Here is a 21,058-nt window from a genome sequence, read left to right on the forward strand (position 1 = left end):
ATAATTTAAAGGGGCACTGTTTTACCGACAACAAAAGAAGGTAGGTTATGAGTAATCCAAATAACGTATCGCTGAATATTAACCACGAGCTTGAATTTATTGATGGTCAAGCACTTAATATTCCAACCCTTAGTATTTTAACTGAGGACGGCGACATTCATCCTAGTGCAACCGCACCTGACATTTCAAAACATACCGCTATTAAGTTATATGAAACAATGCGTTTTATACGTTTGTTAGATGAACGTATGCAAGGCGCGCAGCGCCAAGGCCGTGTTAGTTTTTATATGCAATGCCTAGGCGAAGAAGCCGCAGTTACAGCCTCTGCTGCTGCACTTGATCAAGACGATATGATCATGGCTCAATATCGTGAACAGGCAGCCCTGCATTATCGTGGCTTTACGCTTGATCAATTTATGAACCAAATGTTTTCAAATGAATTGGATTTAGGCAAAGGTCGTCAAATGCCAATTCATTATGGGTCTAAAGCGCTAAACTACATGACAATTTCATCGCCATTGGGTACGCAAATACCACAGGCAACGGGTTATGCATATGGCCAAAAAATAAAGCACATCGACGCTAAAACAGGCGAGCTTGCCAGCACAATTGATAATGTGACTATTTGTTACTTTGGTGAAGGTGCTGCATCTGAAGGTGACTTTCATGCCGGTTTAAATATGGCCGCTGTTCACAGAGCGCCGGTTATATTTTTTGCACGTAATAACGGCTATGCAATATCAACCCCTGCTGATGAGCAATTTAAAGGCGATGGTATTGCCTCGCGTGGTGTGGGTTATGGCATTAAAACAATTCGTGTTGATGGCACAGATGCACTTGCTGTGTATGCGGCGACTAAAAAAGCACGCGAAATAGCCTCAACACAAGGTGAGCCTGTACTCATTGAATCGATTGCTTATCGTTTGGGTGCGCACTCTACGTCAGACGATCCAAGTGGTTATCGCTCTAAAGATGAAGAAGCTAATCATCAAACGTGCCCTATTGATAAATTTAGAAAATGGTTGGTCAAGCAAGACTGGTTAAACGAAGAAGACGATATAAAAGCAAAAGAGTCGATTCGTGAAGAAATTTTAGCAGCGCTTAAACGTGCTGAAGTTGTTGCAAAGCCCGCTTTAGAAGAACTGGTATCTGACGTTTACGATACACCAATTCCATTATTGCAACGCCAGTACGAGCAACTAAAAGAACATATCAAACAGCATCCAGATGCTTACCCAGTAACCGCAGGGAGAATTAAGTAATGGCTAAAATGAACATGCTCCACGCAATTAACTCTGCTCTCGATATTACGATGAATGAACACCCTCAAGCCTGTATTTTTGGTGAAGATGTTGGTTACTTTGGTGGTGTATTTAGAGCAACATCGGGCTTGCAAGAGAAGTACGGTAAACATCGTGTTTTTAATACGCCTTTAACCGAGCAAGGTATTTTAGGTTTTGCTAATGGTTTAGCAGCTTTTGGTGCGCCTGCATTGGCAGAAATTCAATTTGCGGATTATATTTTCCCAGCGTTTGATCAAATAGTAAATGAAGCCGCTAAATTTCGTTATCGCAGTGGTAATGAATTTAATGTGGGTAACTTAACTATTCGTACACCTTATGGTGGCGGTATTGCTGGTGGTTTATACCATTCACAATCACCCGAGGCGTATTTTGCGCACACACCGGGTTTGAAAGTAGTTGTACCGCGTAACCCTTATCAAGCTAAAGGTTTATTACGTGCATCAATTAAAGATGATAACCCGGTCATATTTTTTGAGCCTAAGCGTTTATATCGTGCATCAATTGGCGAAGTGCCAGAAGAAGATTATAGTATTGAATTAGGCACGGCTGAAGTAGTGCAAGAGGGTGCCGATATTACGCTTTTAGCGTGGGGTGCTCAAATGGAGATTATTGAAGATGCAGCAAAGCAAGCAAGTGAGCAAGGTATAAGCTGTGAAGTTATTGACCTTCGTAGTATTTTACCATGGGATGTTGAAACGATTGCTAAATCGGTTATTAAAACCGGCCGTTTAATCGTGAGTCATGAAGCGCCTATAACCAATGGCTTTGGTGCAGAGATAGCTGCAACAATACAACAAGAGTGTTTCTTGCACTTAGAGTCGCCAATTTTACGTGTATGTGGTCTAGATACTCCATACCCGCTGGCACTTGAAAAAGAATACGTACCGGATGCACTAAAAGTGTTGGCTGCAATTAAACAATCAATGGATTTTTAGGGGTTACCATGGCTAAAGATTTTATATTACCCGATATTGGTGAAGGCATTGTTGAATGCGAAGTAGTTGAATGGCTAGTACAAGAAGGCGATACCGTATCTGAAGATCAACCAATTTGCGATGTTATGACAGACAAAGCATTAGTACAAATTCCGGCAGTGCATGATGGCGTTATTTCAAAGCTATATTATCTAAAAGGTGAGATTGCTAAAGTACATGCCCCTTTATTCGCTATGGATGTAGCAGGTGAAAGCATTAGCAATGAAGTAGTACAAGAGCCAGTACAAGCTGAAAATAAAACTAATGATGCAGCTGATGTGGTTGAGGACTTTATATTACCGGATATTGGTGAAGGTATTGTTGAGTGTGAGATTGTTGATTGGTTAGTTGCTGAAGGCGACGAAATAGAAGAAGACCAAGCGGTTTGTGACGTAATGACCGACAAAGCATTAGTACAAATTCCGGCAAAATATACAGGCACAGTAAAAAAACTATATTACCAGAAAGGTGAAATAGCAAAAGTACATAGCCCGTTGTTTCAAATGACAATTGCAGGCAGTGCAGCAAAACCAAATGTTGATATAAACCAAGCGGTCGTAAAGGCTCAAACTAATGCCGTCGCTGAAAAAGTTGCCCCTGTTAAAACACAGCAAGCTGCTAAAGTTATCAATCAAAAAGCGGTTGCATCACCTGCGGTTCGTCGTAAAGCACGTGAGCTAGATGTTGATTTAACCTGTGTACCAGGTAGTGGTAAAAATGGACGTATTTACAAGCAAGATATTGAAGAGTTTGTAAAAGGCGAAGTGCCAAATACTATTGATACTTCACCGCTTAATAGCGATGCTTCTCAAAGTGCAGTACAAAACCAAACACAGAATCAAAGCGGTGGCGTACGAGTAGAGCAAATTAAAGGCATTAAAGCGGCCATGGCTAAGCAAATGGTAGCTTCGGTTTCAACTATTCCGCACTTTACGTTTAGTGATGAAATAGACTTAACACAGCTTATAGCTTTGCGTAGCTCTTTAAAAGAGCAGTACAAAGCACAAGGCGTTAAGCTCACCATGATGCCATTTTTTGTAAAAGCACTCTCGCTAGCAATGAAAGAGTACCCTGTACTTAATTCAAAAGTGAACGATGAATGCTCAGAGCTTACCTATTATAACGATCATAATATCGGTATAGCGGTTGATTCTAAAATTGGCTTGTTAGTGCCTAATATTAAATCGTGCCAGAGTAAGAGCATTGTTGATGTGGCAAATGATTTAACCCGTTTAACTCATTCAGCGCGAGAAGGCCGTGTTGCACCCGATGATTTAAAAGGTGGGACAATTAGCATCTCTAACATTGGAGCTATTGGCGGCACTATTGCGACCCCTATAATTAATAAACCAGAAGTGGCTATTGTTGCGCTAGGTAAACTGCAGCATCTACCGCGTTTTGATGAAAGTGGGCAGGTTGTGAGTAAAGCTATTATGCAAGTGAGCTGGTCTGGCGATCATCGCGTTATTGATGGGGGCACTATTGCTCGCTTTAATAACCTATGGAAATCGTACTTAGAAAACCCATCGGCAATGATGATGGCTATGAGTTAATAGCTAAATTGTTAATATTTAATAAAAACCAGCTTTTAGCTGGTTTTTTGTTTTAATGTCAGCTGTTTTTAATTAAGATACAAATGTTACTAAAAAGTAATTAGATTAACCCCGTTAGGGAATATAAAAAATAACACTAAGGAAATTTCATGGAATATTATATGAACGCGTTGCGTAGCTACGCAGATTTTTCAGGCCGTAATCGTCGTAAAGCATTTTGGATGTTTATGCTAATTAATATTATTTTTTCGCTTTTAACAAGTGTTATAGATGGTATTACAAACACAATGTTCGTAAGCTCTATTTATAGCTTAGCGCTATTTATTCCTGGCTTAAGTATTGGCGCTCGTCGTTTACATGACACAGGCCGTTCAGGCTGGTGGCAGTTGCTTTGGTTAATACCAATCATTGGCTGGATAGTTTTAATTGTTTTTCTTGCGCAAGATTCGCACGAAGGTGAAAACGATTTTGGTCCAAATCCTAAAGAATTAGCAGCAGAACCAGCAACTGTATAAGTAAGAATAACTTAACATGTTAAAAGCTCAGCAATTGCTGAGCTTTTGTGTTTTTTAAATCTCATTTTTTAAATTTCAACAAAAAAATACAACCCATAACCAACTATTAATGCGGGAATAGACGTATAAAGTGTAGCTATAACTGCAGCTTTGGGCGCCATTGCTATTGCTGGAAATAACGCATCACCATCGTTAGAAATTGCGTTTCCTGCTAAAGCACTAAAGGGAATAATGCCTTGAATATAAAGCGTTGTAACAATTATTTGCGGACCACAGCCGGGTAAAAATCCAATAAGCACTGCAATTAATGGGGCCAAATAGGCGTAATGTACAAACCACGTTTTTAAATCAAGACCTGCAATGTTAACCAAAATCTCAAATAGCATAAAAGAGGCTACAACCCATGCCGTTACAAAATGGGTATCTTGTAATACTTTTATTATTTTAGAAGGGGGGTTACATGCATCGTCTTCTGACGTTACTTCTTGATAGCTTTCACCTCTTGACGAAAGTGCCCAAATACTCACAATAAATAAAGCCATTAATGCACCAAATAGCGTAATTAAAGTACTTGTGCTTGCACCAAACTGTGAAAAATCAACATTAAAGGCAATCAAAAATGCAATTATAAGGCTTGGGATAATTGCTACCATCCAAACCGGTTTACTGATTTTAATAATGTTAGTTGAGAGTATTTTAATTTGGTGCTTTTTTTCTTGCGCTGTTGGGCGTAAAAAGTCTTTTTTGTGTATTGTATTAACCAGTAAACCACTAAATGTACCCACAACTAACCCTATTCCCATAATTAACAAGCCTTCAGAAGGGCGGGTAGCAAGTAATAAAAATGCTGCATCGCCCATTGTAGCTGTTAGCACAGCAACAATAGCACCAAAGCTTGCTTGGCCTTTTGTAAATTGAGTAACCACAATAATAGCCCCACCACAGCCAGGTAATGCACCTAAAACCGCTGCAAAGCTAATTTCTAAAATAGGGGACTTGGCACCTAAATAACTAAGCTCTAATTGAGGTAATTGTTCTATAGCGTAGTAATAAATTAAAAGGGTAGCAGCAACAAACACACTCACTTGAAAAAATGCATCACTTAGTGCGGTCATTGTTATTTCGCGTAATTGCGGTATTGCAAGGCAAGTTAAAATAAATAAAGGCAGCAGTAAGCGTTTGTTTTGGCTCAAAAATCGTTTTGAGGCAGGAGTAATAAAACCAATGTGAGGGAGTGAAATCATACAATGCGACCTAATAAATTAACTAGGTCACACTGTATATTTTAATTAAATGATAATCAATATCATTTATATCTATTTAAATCGATTACTCTGTTTGAGTTTTTCGATAGCCAAATCTAAGTTAGTTTAAATTTGAATTAAAGGCTGTGATTAAATTGGGCTACTTACGCTGAAATTCAGAGTTTGTATTCCACGTTGGCCACTGTTCTGTTTCAGAAATATCAAAACCTACCTTATAAAATAATTGTAAGTCTTGAACAGCACCCGATAAATCCCATTCATCACGGTAACGGTCACATGGTTGATGGTAACAACCGCGAAGTACTAAGCTCATACGTTTACGGTAATTAGCCGTTTCTTCATCAGCAGCCACAGTACCACCACCTGCGTACATAGCCGGAATGCCCATGTTTGCAAATGCAAAGTGATCAGAGCGGTAATAGCCACCCGATGATGGTTTAGGATCACCTGATATTGTTCTGCCTTGCTCTTTAGCCGCAGTTTCTAAAAACTCATCCATTTGTGATTTACCAATACCAACCACATTCATGTCTTTTACTTTGCCTAATAAATTTAAGCTATCCATGTTTATGTTAGCGACTGTTTTATTAGCTGCAATCACTGGATTTGCTGCATAGTATTTAGACCCTAATAAGCCTTGCTCTTCAGCAGTTACCGCTAAAAATGTCATTGAGCGGCTAGGGGGCTTTGGTAATTTAGTAAAGGCTTCAGCTACTTCAATTAGCCCAGCGGTACCCGTTGCATTGTCGTGAGCACCGTTGTAAATTTGATCACCTTTACGTGTTTTGTCTGTACCTAAGTGATCCCAATGAGCAGAGTAAATAACATGCTCATCTGGTTTTTCACTACCAGGTAAAGTGGCGATAAAGTTATACGACACCGATTTTTTAATCGTGTTTTTAATAGTAACAGAAGCAGTTAAATCGCCCATATCAACATGGTAAGCACCTTTGGCAGCATTCGTTTTAACGGTATCAAAATCTAAACCTGCTTTAGTAAAAAGCTCTTTTGCTACGTCAGTTGTAACCCAGCCTTCAACAGCTACACGGTCCATGTTGTTGTTTTCTTTTTGAAAACCAAACTGCTCACCGCTCCATGAGTTTTCAACTACTGACCACGGGTAAGATGCAGGTGCTGTTTCATGAATAATAATTGCACCTGCAGCACCACGGCGACTCGCTTCTTCGTATTTGTATGTCCAACGCCCATAATAGGTCATTGCGTCGCCAGTAAATAAAGCAGGGTCTTTTGTTGCAAAACCCGGATCGTTAACCAGCATTACAACCGTTTTGCCCTTAACGTCTAAACCTTCGTAATCATTCCAATTGTATTCAGGTGCGTTAACGCCGTAGCCCACAAATACAAGTTCAGAATTTTCTATGCCTTCTTGTGTGCTTATGCGGCTGCTACCCATAACCATGTCTTTTTTGTATTGATAGTCTTTACCACCAATACTTAATACCATGTTTGCATCAGCCTCAAGCGACACAAGTGGAACTTCTTGTAAGTAGCTGTCGCCATTACCTGGATCTAAACCTAGGGCTTTAAACTGCGCAGTTAAATAATCAAGCGTTAGCTTTTCGCCAGGTGATGAAGGAGCGCGACCACCAAATTCGTCTGATGCGAGTACTTTTACATGTTTAGCCAATTCATCAGCTTGAATACTGTTATAACCATTTGTTACATCAGTAGGTGTAATACTTGTTGTTGCGCAACCTGCTAAAACAGCAGTAGCGAGGAGTGTGAGAGAGAAATAATGTTTCATGTCAGCTCTTTTTTTGTTTTAAGTTGTGATTAGTATATTAACTTCTATTAAGTAGAACCAGTTTTTGCGGTAAACTTCTCGTAAATTATAGGCATAAATTGTTAAAGGTTTAAATGAAGCGTTTTACTCCCCCCGAGCAGTGGCAAATCAGTAGTCTAGAAACAGGTGCATTTGCGCATTTACGTGAGCTGTTTAAAGTTAACGAATTAACAGATTGGCCGGCGCCGCAGTGGTTTTCTCCATTTTTAACCGCTATTAATGCGAATAATATTCCTATTACTTTTGAAGATGATGCAAAGGTAGATTTTGGCGATCGTTATTACGAACAAGTTATTTTTGAAACGGGTGTTGTACCTACACGCAGTGAGAACTGGCATGACTTATTTGGTGGCTTTATTTGGTGTTTATTTCCTAAAACCAAAGCACTTATTAACCAGCGTCATGTGCAAGATATAGCTGAGCATGGTTTGCAAAAGCGTACTAAGCATCGTAATGCACTAACGCTCTTTGATGAATGTGGTGTTGTATTAGCTATAAGTGAGAGTAAATGGCAGCAGTGGCTTTGCGATCATCAATGGAAAACAGCATTTGTTGAGCATAAAAGCGAATGGGGAAAAAGCATTAAAGCGTTTATGTTTGGCCATGCTAATTATGAAATGCTCACCAAACCTTATATAGGTTTAACGGGTAAAGCATTGTTTGTTTGTGTACCGGATGAAATATTTTGTAAAGATTTAGTTACTCAATATCAGTACCTAGACCAAGCCCTTTATGAGATGATTAATACAGATAACTGCTTAGCCGATAACAAACAGCTTTCACCACTGCCTTTATTAGGTGTGCCAGGCTGGCATGACGAAAACAAAGACGACTCTTTTTACAACAATACAGATTATTTTAGAGCGAAACGAAGGATACGAACATGATAGAAGTTGCTGGGCTTAAAAAGAAATTTAAGCTAACTAAAGATCACAAAAAAAATAAAATAGACGACATCGACCCTCGTGAAGATAAAGATTACTTTCACTCAGTACGAGATGTGAGTTTTAGCTGCGCAAAGGGTGAAGTACTTGGGTTGCTAGGCCCAAATGGTGCGGGTAAAACGACTACACTTAGAATGATTTCAACCGCGTTAAAGCCCGATGAAGGCTCAATAACAATTGCCGGAAACGACATTGTAAAAAAACCGCTACTGGGACGTAAGTCTATCGGTTTTTTATCGGGCTCTACCGGTTTGTATGGCCGCTTAACTGTAAAAGAAAACATAGAGTATTTTGCAAAGCTCCACGGTATGAGCAAAAGCGATATTGCATCGCGTTGTGATGAGCTATTTACATTGCTTGATATGCATAAGTTTGTAGATAAACGCGCAGAAAACCTATCAACAGGTATGAAGCAAAAAGCAAATATTGCGCGTGCTGTTGTGCATCGCCCAGCAGTTGTTGTACTTGATGAGCCAACAACGGGTCTGGATATAATGACCACGCAAACCGTTATTCAATTTATTAAGGGTTTAAAGGCGCAAGGTACTCCTGTTATTTTTTCTACCCATCATTTAGATGAAGTTGCACTTTTATGCGACCGAGTCGCTGTAATTAACGAAGGTATTAGCTGCTTTGACGGAACAGTAGATGAATTTAAACAAGCAGGTAATAGTGATGAGCTTAATCAAGCGTTTATGAACATATTAACGGAGAAACATGATGTTTGAGGTATTTAAAAAGGAATTAAGAGAGTTATTACGCGACAAAAAAACGCTATTATTTGTTGTTGCGCTCCCTGTCGCTATATTTCCGTTATTGTTTGCCGTAATGGCATTTATAAGCTCACAAGCAGCGATGGATGCAGAACAAAAAGTAAATACGTATGCCATTATTAATGGTGAATACGCACAAGAGTTTACTGATAAAGTGTTTTATCACAAAAGTTTTGAGCTTTATAAAGGGGCTAAAACCTTTAATAACATTGAAGAGCTTAAAGCTGGTGTTATAGCTGGCGATATTGATATGGGTATTTATTTACCAAGCCATGCTGAGCAAACATTAGATGATGGAAAACAAAGCCAGTGGCAGGTTGTATTTAACGATTCAAAATCTATCAATTTTTTATTCGAACGCGTTAAAGAGCTCGCAAAAGAATACAGTGACGTGCTGCAAACTCAAAAGCTGATTAGTTTTGGTATTGAAGAGTCTGTTCAAAAATCCATTCTTAATCCAATTGAAGTCATTAAAGTAGATACAGCCGATAAACGTGAAAACCTTGGCGAAAAAATTGGCGGGTTTTTACCTTACTTACTTATACCATTAGTACTAATGGGGGCTACTTATCCCGCTATTGATTTAGGTGCTGGCGAAAAAGAACGCGGCACACTAGAAACACTCCTACTTACACCTATTACGCGTACAGAGCTGGTGCTTGGTAAATTTATAACTTTGTTAACTACATCCATTGCCTCCACAACCATAACGGTCTTGAGTATGGGTTGCTGGATAGCACTGGCGTTAGCATTTGCTGATCTTGATTTTATTAAAGCGGCATTTAGTACATTAGCGGTAACCGATTTACTGATGATATTTGTACTGCTACTACCTGTGGCTGCTATATTCTCAGCCTTAGCTTTGGCTATATCTATTTATGCACGTACGTTTAAAGAAGCGCAAAACTACATGGCTCCGCTTAGCATGGGTGTATTTTTCCCTATTATTATTTCAATAATGCCAAATATGGAGCTTACTGCTAAAACAGCATTCATTCCTGTTACAAACGTGGCTTTAGCGATTAAAGAAATAGTAAAAGGGACTGTTGATTACACATTTGTGGGCTTAATATTTTTAGCTACTGCAATCATTGCGGCTGGACTACTGGCATTTTGCGTTAAATGGTTTAACAGAGAAGATGTACTATTTAGATAATGTAGATTTAGCACTCTAAAAATATATAAAAGGTAGCATTGGCTACCTTTTATATTTTAAAGGGATAATCGGTTGAAACAACTACTTTATAAGCTGCGTGAGTCAATACGGGAACGCGCATTCATTTATAATTCATATAGAGAGTGCGCTCTAAATAAAACTAATGATTTAGTCTTTTTATTATAAAAATTATAACGATAACCGATTAGTTAGATGGTCCAATTCTTTCGTTAATGCTCTATACTAATAACAATAAAAATTTATGGTGAAGGTAAATGTTGAAAAAGAATAATTTTTTGAATGTGACAAAAAATAATAGACTAATGCTCGTTGCAACAATAATATTTGTTCTTATAGCTTTACCATCTCTGTATTTGTTTGACCAAAAAGTAAGAAGTGATGTTTATAATTCAGCCCAAATAGAATTAAAACGTGAGCTTGAAACAAAAAGCCTTTCACTAAAAAAGCATCTTAAAGATAGTGTTACCGCTATTCGCTTTTTAGACGCAACGCCCCCGATTAAAGGCATTACTCGCGCCACTGAAAACAAGAAAATAGATCCCTTGTTAGGCACGCACATTGACGTTTGGGAAGAGCGCTTAGCGAGTATTTTTAGTGGTTTTATGCGCACAGACGACAGCATACTTCAGGCTCGCTATATTATTCTCGCAGATGGTGGGCAAGAAGTTGTCAGGGTTGATAGAAACCAACTCGGAGAAATTAATCGACTGCAAGGCCTGCAATTACAAAAGAAAGGCCAACGCGATTACATGATAAAAGCGAGTATGCTCGATAATAAAAGTGTTTATATTTCTCCTATTAACTACAACCGTGAAAATGGGCAGATACAAGAACCTTATATAAGTACTTTTCGTGTAGCTAAGCCTGTTTTTGATGAAAAAAATAAAATTTTTGCAATATTAGTCACTAACTACTTTGCTGATAAATTAATAAAAAGTTTAACGGTTGAATCTCCACAAGGAACACAAATTTACCTAATGAATAATGAAGGTGAATTTTTATATCATCCAAACTCTCAATTACGCTTCGGTTTTGAATTTAATAAAGCAAAAACATGGACTGAAGAATTTTCCACTGCAAGCACAATGGCAGAGCAAGGCACTTTACCGCTAAGTAATTACCCAATTGCTTACACGTTAAAAAAGCGTATTTCGCTTGATGGTGATATTGCGATGTTACCTTTAGAGCTTGGTGTAAGTGTTGATACTAAAACGTTGTTTGCAAAGGTGAACGAAAGGCGTCAAAACTTTATTGCAATGCTAGTGGTATTCTTTAGCGTATTTTTAGTTATTGCCTTTTTATACCAACGTTTTATAAACCGTAAGTTGTTAATTAATTCTCTAAAAGAGCAAAACAATAAAGTAATAGAAAATTCTTTGGATGCTATTTTTACAATTGAGCAAAACGGCGAAATTGTTCACTTTAATAATACAGCTAAAGAGGTTTTCGGTAATTCAATCTCAGGCACTAGCCCTGACTTTGTTTCTTTATTTAACTTAAATGAAGCCGATAATAACTGTATAGAAGAGACTATTTCAAACGGATCAAAAATACCGTTTGAAGCTATCTACACAGATGGTTATGGCAACAAACAATACTTTTCAATTACACTCAGTAGTATTTTTGATGTCTACAATAACCGTTATCAGGTAGCGGCTATTTTAAGAAATATTAGTTCATTAAAAAATACTCAATCAGAGCTTGAAGGCTTAAACAGTACTTTAGAGCTAAAAGTCTCACAAAGGACTGTTGAGCTAGAGCGAGCAATTGATCAAGCATTAGCAGCGAGCCAAGCAAAAAGTGACTTTGTAGCAAATATATCTCACGAAATACGCACACCGATGAATGGCGTTTTGGGTATGCTTGAAATGCTCAAAGAAGATGGCTTAAGTGAACAACAATACCATTACTTAAAATTAGCTAATAGTAGTGCTAACTCTCTGATGAATTTGATTAACGATATTCTCGATTTTTCTAAAATAGAAGCGGGTAAACTTGATATTGATAATCATACATTTGATGTTGTTACAGTATGTAGCGATATGATTAGCTCTTTAGCGTTACAGGGCCAGCGCAAAGGTCTTGAAGTATTCTTAGATACAAAAGATGTAGTAGATAGAATGGTTATTGGCGACAGCCATCGACTTAAACAAATTTTAATTAACTTAGTTAATAATGCATTTAAATTTACTCACCGAGGTGAAGTAAGTTTAACTGTCGGCTCTAAGTACATTACCGACTCAAAGTTATTAATGAGCTTTACAATAAAAGACACGGGAATTGGTATAGCGCCAGAGAACATAGACAAACTATTTGAAGTGTTTACACAAGAAGATTCAAGTACAACCCGTCATTTTGGTGGTACAGGCTTAGGCTTGTCTATATGTAAAAAACTTGCTCAGTTAATGGGTGGTAATATTACGGTTATAAGTGAAAAGGGCGCTGGTAGTACCTTTACCGCAACAGTTGAGCTACATGTAGCACAAGAGAAAAAACTAAACACAGGTATTGAACTTGCTACAAGTATTAACGTAGCGGCATTAATAGCGCGCGATAACGTTTATAAAAACGTGTGCGATTTATTGCTACTAACCTGTAAAGTAAATGCAGAAAACATTTTAAGACTCGACTACTTTAGTGAGCATAAAGAGTTTGAAGCTGACTTATTATTAATTGACGATGAGCATCCTCAAATTGATGCGTTAATTGATTACTGTAAGCAGTTTAATAAAAAGTACGTCTTAATTTTACGCGACATGGTGACCGATAAACCGACTAAAATGATATTACCTGAGGGTAGCCACATTCTAAATAAACCGCTTACCCAAGATCAATTTAGCTATAAGTTAGCCAGCTTATTTGGTGCCAGTAATGATTGCATTATAGCGCCACCAAAAGGCTTAACAGAAGAACAAGTAGAGCCAGACCTATCTGCTTATCATATATTATTAGTAGACGATAATATGATTAATATTGAAGTAGCTAAGGCGATTTTAAAACGCACTAAAGTAAAAATCACCTGTGCATCAGACGGTGTAGAAGCATTAGAAGCATTGAGAGAAAACACAGAGCAAGCTTTTGATGTTATTTTAATGGATTGCCAAATGCCTAATTTAAATGGCTACGATACAACAAGTGAAATCAGAAATAGTAAGGCCGGGGTAGACTACACTTACATACCTATTATTGCTATGACAGCAAGCGCGATGGAAGGTGATAGAGAACGTTGTTTAACTGCAGGCATGAACGACTATATTACTAAACCAATCAAGCCAAGAACGCTAAAAGATAAGTTAATCACCTGGCTAAGTTAATAGTGATTAAATGAGAATCAGCTGCTTATGCAGCTGATTTTTTTGGTTTAGCATCCGTTGATATATTTAACTTTGTTATGTCGGCGCTATCGAGTACGGTTTGTGTGTCTGACCAATGTAGTAATTCAATTTTTCCATCTTGCTGCTCTACCAGCGCCGTACAACTCTCAATCCAGTCTCCATCGTTACAATACATAATTCCGTCATCTACTTTTATTTTGGGATGATGAATGTGTCCACAAATAATACCGTCTACGTTTTGCTTTTTAGCTTCATGAATTGCGGCATCTTCGAAGGCTTTAATTGCTTCACGTGCTTTGTGTACGCGAGCTTTTATCCATGATGCAAGCGAGTAGTAATTACCACCAAATAGCTTTCGAATACGATTGGTCCAGCGGTTTAAAAATAATAAAAAGTCGTACCCTGCATCACCTGCGATACTAATAAGTTTGTTATAGCGTGTCGCGGAATCAAAATCATCACCGTGTACGAGTAAAAAACGTTTATTAGCTTTAGTGGTGTGAATAAACTGCTGGTGGATTTCAATACCAAATAACGTTTGATTTATATAGTTTCTAAACGTTTCGTCATGATTACCGGGAATATAAATGACGCGTGTACCGCTAGCTGCTTTTTTTTGTATAGAGTTTAATACTTGATAATGCGAAGGGTGCCAATAAAACTGACGTTTCATTGACCATAAATCAATAATATCACCCACTAAATAAAGTGTATCGGATTCTACCGAGTTTAAAAAATCGAGTAAGTAATCTGCTTTACAGTCTTTGTAACCTAAATGAACATCAGATATCCAAATAGTAGGGTAGTGTTGCTTCTTAGTGTTTGCGCCATTACTCATTTTCATTCCCTAAAGTATCGAGTGTAATAGTTAAATAACCTGAACTCTGGTTAAGAGATTTACTAAGGTATTGAATCATGGTGATATTTAAATTTATTTTCTCTAGCCAGAGATTTTCAGTGAAAACAAGGCGAATTTACGCGTCAATAGCGAGCCTATTGCAAGTAAATTCAACGCAGTTAGCGCTGAAAATAGCTGCTCGAGATAGATTTATTATCCAGAGTTCAGGTTAAATACTTTAGGGAATAAAAATGACAATTATACGACAGTAATACTAAAGCCAAATAACACACATAAAATTTAGGTATAAAAAAACCGCTTTTAAAAAGCGGTTTTAAAATTACTTATAAGTATTTTTAGCTTAACCTTTAACGGCTGCTTTAATTGCATCAATTGCTGTATCGATATCAATCATTAGCTTTTCACCTGTACGGCGGTTTTTAAGCTCAACTTTGTTTTCGTCAAGGTTACGCTCACCAATTACTAGCGTAAATGGCACACCAATGAGTTCCATATCGTTAAACATAACACCAGGGCGCTCTTTACGGTCATCAAATAACACATCAAGACCAGCATCTTTTAAACCTTGGTAAAGGTTATTTGCAATATCAGGAATACGATGCGATTTGTGCATGTTCATTGGAACAATTGCTAAATCGAATGGCGCGATTGATTTTGGCCAAATGATCCCGTATTGATCGTTGTTCTGCTCAATAGCAGCAGCAACAATACGTGAAACACCAATACCGTAACAACCCATAGTCATGGTTTGGTTTTTACCACCTTCGTTTAATACACCCGCTTTCATCGCTTCTGAGTATTTAGTGCCAAGTTGGAAAATATGACCTACTTCAATACCACGTTTAATTTGTAAAACGCCTTGGCCACATGGGCTCATATCGCCTTCAACAATATTACGAATATCAGCAACTTCGTAATCAGTTACGTCACGATCCCAGTTAATACCGCTGTAATGCTCGTCGTCTTTATTTGCACCGGCAACAAAATCAGCAAGTATGTTAGCGGCTCTATCAACAATAATAGGCATAGATAAGCCGACAGGGCCTAATGAGCCAGGTTTTGCGCCAATAGCAGCAACAATATCTGCCTCTGTTGCCATTTCAAGCGGAGAGTCTACTAATGGGTGCTTTTCAGCTTTTAGTTCATTCAATTCGTGATCGCCACGCAGTACTAAGGCTACTAAACCGCGTACTTCGTTTTCATCAGGCGTACCATAAACAATTAACGTTTTAACACCGCGATGTGGCTTAACACCGTAGTGTTTTTTAAGCTCGTTAATCGTTTTAGCATCAGGAGTTGGAAACGCTTTAAGCTCTTTTGATGCTTCAGGGCGAGGCTCGCTTGGTGCCAGTGCTTCTGCTTTTTCAATATTAGCGGCGTAATCACTGCCATCACTAAATGCAATTGCATCTTCGCCCGACTCAGCAAGTACATGAAACTCGTGCGATACGCTACCACCAATAGAGCCTGTATCGGCTATAACAGGGCGGTAATCAAGGCCTAAACGCTCAAAAATATTACAATATGCTTTGTGCATCGCTTGATAAGTCGCATCTAAACACTCTTCACTTAAGTGAAAAGAGTAGGCATCTTTCATTGTAAATTCACGAGCACGCATTACACCAAAACGAGGACGACGTTCGTCGCGTACTTTAGTTTGTACTTGGTATAAAGTAACTGGTAATTGCTTGTAGCTGCTTATTTCTTTACGTACGAAATCAGTTATTACTTCTTCGTGTGTTGGGCCAAGTGCAAACGTACGGTTATGACGGTCTGTAAAGCGCATAAGCTCAGGACCAAATTCATTCCAACGGCCAGACTCTTCCCACAAATCAGCAGGTTGAATAACAGGCATTAGCATTTCAATTGCACCTGCTTTGTCCATCTCTTCGCGTACAATGTTTTCTACTTTACGTAGCACGCGTAAACCAGAGGGTAACCAAGTGTATAAACCCGAAGCGACGCGACGGATCATACCGGCTCTAAGCATTAACTGATGCGATACGATTTCAGCATCTGATGGCGTTTCTTTAAGTGTTGCGAGTATATATTGGCTTGTACGCATGTTTTTTCCGAAATAGAGTAATTATATTCTTTTAATAGAGCTTAAGTTTACCAGCGGATGCTTTTACACTAAAGCGCTAACTGAGTTATTTAGTTTTTTTCTATACTTGTTACTACGTTATGTTCGCCACTGACTTGCCAGCGAATATTATAATTATACAAAGTCATACCATAGCTCTGCTCGCCGTCTTTTTGTTTTTTATATGCAGGGCGGGGATCTTGTTTTAAAACATTGGCAATAAAATCATGTAAATCTGGGTATTGTGTTTGCGCATTAACAAACTCAATTGCTTGAGGGCTAAATTCAACCGTCATTTGTGTTTCTGGGCGCGTGTCAGCAAAGCCAGCACTTGCATCCGGCATAGAGTCTGAATACGGCAAATACGGTTTTATGTCAATAATCGGTGTGCCATCAAGTAAATCAATGCCAGCGAGTAATAAGCTAAGTTGTCCGTTTTTATATTCAATACCTTCAAGTTTTACGGCGCTCATTCCAATTGCGTTTGGTCTGAATGTAGCACGGGTCGCAAATACACCTTTTCGCTCATTGCCACCCAAACGAGGCGGGCGCACCATAGCAGAATAACCTTTATCAGCTGTTTCATGAAAACGAAATAACAACCAAATATGAGTAAATTCATCTAAACCACGTACAAACTCTTCGCGATTAAAATCGGGGGCAAATATAAGCTTTGCTTTAGCTTGTGGCACTAAACGTGGTTGCCTAGGTATAGCAAACTTTTGTTTATAAGGAGATTGAATGTGGCCAATAGCCGAAATGGTATAATCGCTCATAGTACTCGGGTACAAATAAAATAGAGCGCTATTCTACCCGCATTTAGCATTTATGGCATTAATGTAAGCAAGTTTATTGCGTATACCAATTTTATTAAAAAATATGATTATTCTACTGCATTAAATAGCGCACTTACTTTGTTAGGAATTATTCATAGTTGACTGCGTGGATGCAGGAGGTAGAGCAATGCAGGGAGCAATTTGTGATAACAACTATATATTATAATTTTGCCTTGTTATTGCGCTATTTTCTTAGTGCTACAATAGAACAATTATTTAATGCACTTAGCATTATAGACCAAACGGTTTAAAGTTTTTATTAGACTGATTGGTTTATATTAATATATTTAAAAAGAGCCTAAAACAAAAAAGGTAAGCCCTTGGGCTTACCTTTTATACATGCTAAAGACTAATTAAAACATGTATTGAACTGATACAGACGCTACATCCATATCTGGGTCAATATCGTCATCAAGTTTATAGCGTTCGTACTCTAAACGAAACTGTACATTTGTTGTAAGCGCGTATTCAATACCAGCGCCGTAAAATGCATCACCACCATCTGTAGACGCTGATACGCCACCTACTGGTAAATCTTGTGTGTAATCTGCATCCCATTCAAGCCAACCGCCTTTTGCATACACAGAAAAGCTTTCTGTTATAGGGTAGCCCAAACGTGCGGCAAGCGATACGCCATCAATTTCAGCTTTGCTGTCTATATCACTTACTTCATCAAAGTTTTGATAAGCAAGCTCTAAGCTTAAGTACTCGTTAAATTGTGCACCAACGTAACCCTTAAGCATTTGTGCATCGTCGTCAAAGTCAGTGTCGTTGTCACTGTCTTCAAATTCAAAAGAATATTGACCGTAACCGATACCAGTATAAATACGTGGAGAATCGAAATCAGAAATGTCAGCGTGTGCTGCAGAGTTAAAACCCAGTGTTGCTAGTGCAATAGCTGAAAGAGAAAGTGTTTTAATCATTGAATAGCTCCTTTACAAAAAATAATCAAATGCTTGATTTCATTAATCAAACTTCAATTATCTACTTGCAGCGAGCGTGCCAATATTAAAATGAATTAAAAACACGCCTTAATTAATTCTTTTGTATTGGTTTTTACGGTATTTAGCGTGTTTTATAATCAAAGTGAACTTTTGTGTAATTGAGTACTCTAAAATAAGTTGTATGTTTTACAAAGTATAATGAGTTTTTTACATAGCCTGAATTATTTAAACTAGTAATTACACTGTATGAAGCAAGTTTTCTGTTTCAATTGCTATTTCTTTCATTTTTATAGCGTAATTTTCTAATTTAATATCTTCTTCTGTTACAGCTTTAAACGAAGGCACTTCTATAGGGTAGCCCGTTTCATCCATTGCAATAAAGCTGATAACACAATGATTTGTTTCAACCATATTTTGTGTTTTTGGATCGCCACAACGCACTTGTATAAATATTTGCATGCTACTTCTACCCGTATGGGCAATTTTAGCTTCTACTTCGACTATTTGACCCACTAAAATTGGGCGTCTAAATTTAACACCCGCAACCGAAACCGTTACGCAGTAGTGACCACTCCAACCCGCAGCACATGCATAGCCTGCTTGGTCAATCCATTTCATGACGGCCCCACCATGAACTTTACCACCAAAATTAACATCGGTAGGCTCTGCTAAAAAACGAAAAACAACTTTTGACGACGGCATAGATAACACTCTTATTATTAAAACTACTATTAGCATAACGTAAAAAAGGGGCCGAAGCCCCTGCAATTTAGGATATGTTTATAATTTATATGTAAAAAAAGTGACTATATGTGTATATAACGCATAATTTAGTTACATATTTGGGTAGTTTGGCCCACCAGCACCTTCTGGAGTTACCCAGGTAATGTTTTGGCTTGGGTCTTTAATATCGCAGGTTTTACAATGCACACAGTTTTGAGCGTTAATAACAAACTCTTTATTGCCTGCTATTTCTTGTACTTCGTAAACGCCAGCAGGGCAATAACGCTGTGCAGGTTCATCAAATTTCACTAGGTTCACGTTAATAGGAATTGACGCATCTTTGAGCTTTAAATGACACGGCTGTGATTCTTCGTGGTTAGTATTTGATAAAAACACACTTGAGAGTTTATCAAAGCTAAGGTGTCCATCTGGCTTTGGGTACGCTATTTTGTCAGCGGCGTTAGCATCAACAAGGGTAGAGTGATCGGGCGTATTATCTTTAAATGTAAAGGGTAAACCACCATTGAAAATATTTTGATCAAGCGTGTTATACGCACCACCTACAAACTTACCGAGCTTGTGCATTGCAGGGCCAAAGTTACGAGATTGATATAACTCTTTATATGCCCACGATTGCTCAAACGCAGTTTGATAATGAGTTAAATCGGTATTTGCCAACTCATTTTGCAATGCTTCAAAAATAACTTCAGCGGCAACCATTCCCGATTTCATTGCAGTGTGATTACCTTTAATTTTTGCAAAATTAAGTGTGCCTGCATCGCACCCTACAAGTAAGCCACCTGCAAAATGCATTTTTGGTAATGAATGTAAACCGCCCTTAGCAATAGCACGCGCACCGTAAGCAATGCGTTCTGCGCCTTCAAGTACGTTTTTAAATACTGGATGGTGCTTCATTCGCTGAAACTCATCGAACGGGCTTAAATGTGGGTTTGAGTAATTTAAGTCAACAATTAAACCTACAACGACTTGGTTGTTTTCACTGTGATACATGAATGCACCACCATTAGTATCGCCGCTAAGTGGCCAACCTGTACCATGAACAACTTTGCCAAGCTCATGCTTACTTTCATCAATTTGCCAAATTTCTTTAAAGCCTAAACCGTAATGCTGCGGCGATGAATCTGCATCAAGTGCAAACTCATTAATTAGCTGCTTACCTAAGTGACCTCGGCAGCCTTCTGCAAATATAGTGTATTTTGCACGAAGCTCCATGCCAGGCATGTAACCGTCTTTTTCATTACCGTCTTTGTCGACACCCATATCGCCAGTGATAATGCCTTTTACTGCTTTATCTTCAATTATTAAAGAGTGTGCGCTAAATCCTGGAAAAATCTCTACGCCTAAGCTTTCAGCTTGCTCAGCAAGCCATCGACATACATTACCCATAGATACAATGTAGTTACCGTCATTATGAAATGTTTTTGGCGTAGCAAAGTGGGGGATTGATGTCGATTTTTGCTCGTTATTAAACCAATAAATTTCATCGTTAGTTACTTTGGTTGTAACCGGTGCGCCAAGCTCTTGCCAATTTGGTAGCAGTTCATCCAAAGCTTTGGTTTCAAAAACAGCGCCAGAGAGTACATGTGCACCCACTTCGGAACCTTTTTCGACTACGCAAATCATGCACTCTTGTTGTTTTTCTTGTGCTAATTGCGCGAGTTTAATTGCACTTGAAAGCCCCGCAGGGCCAGCGCCAACAATTACTACATCAAATTCCATGGTTTCACGTTCGACCATAATAACCTCTTTATCTATGACGGACTTATTCGAATGTTTACTACGCATTTAAATAAGGTGTACAGCCTATTTTTAACCTTGCAAATTAAACGTTACAGACTGTGAATAGTTAAAGGTTATTTTAGGTTGACGTTTACGTCAACAGGAAGTAGTCTAATTTCATAAAATAAATAAGTTGACGTGCACGTTACCTTGTAGGTTTAAATAATTA

The 21,058-nt window shown here is 38.3% G+C and carries 16 protein-coding genes; 8 read left to right on the top strand and 8 right to left on the bottom strand.

From position 1 onward, the window contains the following. The first annotated feature begins 47 nt into the window (after nucleotides 1–47). From I6E85_RS10990 to I6E85_RS11005, 4 genes are all read left to right on the top strand, one after another. Nucleotides 48–1,262, top strand: a complete 1,215-nt coding sequence (locus I6E85_RS10990) for a thiamine pyrophosphate-dependent dehydrogenase E1 component subunit alpha (protein WP_010552681.1) — start codon at nucleotides 48–50, stop codon at nucleotides 1,260–1,262. Continuing rightward, nucleotides 1,262–2,239: an alpha-ketoacid dehydrogenase subunit beta gene (locus I6E85_RS10995; RefSeq protein WP_008171214.1), complete on the top strand. Its 978-nt coding sequence runs from the start codon at nucleotides 1,262–1,264 to the stop codon at nucleotides 2,237–2,239. Before I6E85_RS10990 ends, I6E85_RS10995 begins: the two co-directional genes overlap by 1 nt. Nucleotides 2,240–2,247: 8 nt before the next feature. Next, complete coding sequence (locus I6E85_RS11000; RefSeq protein WP_197236964.1) at nucleotides 2,248–3,831, top strand: dihydrolipoyllysine-residue acetyltransferase; 1,584 nt, start codon at nucleotides 2,248–2,250, stop codon at nucleotides 3,829–3,831. Between the two features lie 149 nt (nucleotides 3,832–3,980). After that, nucleotides 3,981–4,346 carry a DUF805 domain-containing protein gene (locus I6E85_RS11005; RefSeq protein ID WP_197236965.1) on the top strand — a complete coding sequence of 122 codons (366 nt, stop codon included), beginning with the start codon at nucleotides 3,981–3,983 and terminating at the stop codon, nucleotides 4,344–4,346. 68 nt (nucleotides 4,347–4,414) lie between these two features. Here I6E85_RS11005 and I6E85_RS11010 read toward each other — a convergent pair whose 3' ends face one another. Continuing rightward, nucleotides 4,415–5,590 (bottom strand): putative manganese transporter, encoded by a 1,176-nt coding sequence (locus tag I6E85_RS11010; protein WP_197103004.1) that lies wholly within the window; start codon nucleotides 5,588–5,590, stop codon nucleotides 4,415–4,417. A 160-nt stretch (nucleotides 5,591–5,750) separates the two neighbouring features. Continuing rightward, nucleotides 5,751–7,376, bottom strand: coding sequence for a M28 family metallopeptidase (locus I6E85_RS11015; protein WP_024589210.1), 1,626 nt, complete (start codon nucleotides 7,374–7,376; stop codon nucleotides 5,751–5,753). A gap of 113 nt (nucleotides 7,377–7,489) precedes the next feature. Between I6E85_RS11015 and I6E85_RS11020 the strand changes: the two genes are divergently transcribed. The 4 genes from I6E85_RS11020 (at nucleotide 7,490) to I6E85_RS11035 (ending at nucleotide 13,623) form a co-directional block, all read left to right on the top strand. After that, on the top strand, nucleotides 7,490–8,302 hold the full coding sequence (locus I6E85_RS11020) for a DUF3025 domain-containing protein (RefSeq protein ID WP_024589211.1): 813 nt from the start codon (nucleotides 7,490–7,492) through the stop codon (nucleotides 8,300–8,302). Further along, a complete protein-coding gene (locus tag I6E85_RS11025; protein WP_007586825.1) occupies nucleotides 8,299–9,087 on the top strand; it encodes an ABC transporter ATP-binding protein in 789 nt (262 codons plus the stop codon). Before I6E85_RS11020 ends, I6E85_RS11025 begins: the two co-directional genes overlap by 4 nt. Next, nucleotides 9,080–10,288 (top strand): ABC transporter permease, encoded by a 1,209-nt coding sequence (locus I6E85_RS11030; protein WP_024589212.1) that lies wholly within the window; start codon nucleotides 9,080–9,082, stop codon nucleotides 10,286–10,288. Before I6E85_RS11025 ends, I6E85_RS11030 begins: the two co-directional genes overlap by 8 nt. Before the next feature lie 275 nt (nucleotides 10,289–10,563). After that, nucleotides 10,564–13,623: an ATP-binding protein gene (locus I6E85_RS11035; RefSeq protein ID WP_024589213.1), complete on the top strand. Its 3,060-nt coding sequence runs from the start codon at nucleotides 10,564–10,566 to the stop codon at nucleotides 13,621–13,623. 25 nt (nucleotides 13,624–13,648) lie between these two features. On the opposite strand, the gene I6E85_RS11040 is transcribed toward I6E85_RS11035, so the two are convergent. The 6 genes from I6E85_RS11040 to I6E85_RS11065 all read right to left on the bottom strand — a co-directional run bounded on the left by I6E85_RS11040 (nucleotide 13,649) and on the right by I6E85_RS11065 (nucleotide 20,847). Beyond that, entirely contained in the window at nucleotides 13,649–14,482 is an 834-nt protein-coding gene (locus I6E85_RS11040) for a UDP-2,3-diacylglucosamine diphosphatase (RefSeq protein WP_010552730.1), read from the bottom strand. Between the two features lie 361 nt (nucleotides 14,483–14,843). Next, on the bottom strand, nucleotides 14,844–16,568 hold the full coding sequence (locus I6E85_RS11045; protein WP_024589214.1) for a proline--tRNA ligase: 1,725 nt from the start codon (nucleotides 16,566–16,568) through the stop codon (nucleotides 14,844–14,846). Between the two features lie 89 nt (nucleotides 16,569–16,657). Continuing rightward, entirely contained in the window at nucleotides 16,658–17,362 is a 705-nt protein-coding gene (gene tsaA, locus I6E85_RS11050) for a tRNA (N6-threonylcarbamoyladenosine(37)-N6)-methyltransferase TrmO (RefSeq protein ID WP_024589215.1), read from the bottom strand. Nucleotides 17,363–17,775: 413 nt separating this feature from the next. Next, nucleotides 17,776–18,345 carry an outer membrane beta-barrel protein gene (locus tag I6E85_RS11055; RefSeq protein ID WP_007586810.1) on the bottom strand — a complete coding sequence of 190 codons (570 nt, stop codon included), beginning with the start codon at nucleotides 18,343–18,345 and terminating at the stop codon, nucleotides 17,776–17,778. Between the two features lie 258 nt (nucleotides 18,346–18,603). Beyond that, nucleotides 18,604–19,068 carry an acyl-CoA thioesterase gene (locus I6E85_RS11060; protein ID WP_007586808.1) on the bottom strand — a complete coding sequence of 155 codons (465 nt, stop codon included), beginning with the start codon at nucleotides 19,066–19,068 and terminating at the stop codon, nucleotides 18,604–18,606. Between the two features lie 132 nt (nucleotides 19,069–19,200). Beyond that, on the bottom strand, nucleotides 19,201–20,847 hold the full coding sequence (locus I6E85_RS11065) for an electron transfer flavoprotein-ubiquinone oxidoreductase (protein WP_024589217.1): 1,647 nt from the start codon (nucleotides 20,845–20,847) through the stop codon (nucleotides 19,201–19,203). Nucleotides 20,848–21,058 lie beyond the last annotated feature (211 nt).

The organism is Pseudoalteromonas sp. NZS71 (assembly GCF_015864715.1).
In the GTDB taxonomy this organism is placed as follows: Bacteria; Pseudomonadota; Gammaproteobacteria; order Enterobacterales; family Alteromonadaceae; genus Pseudoalteromonas; species Pseudoalteromonas arctica.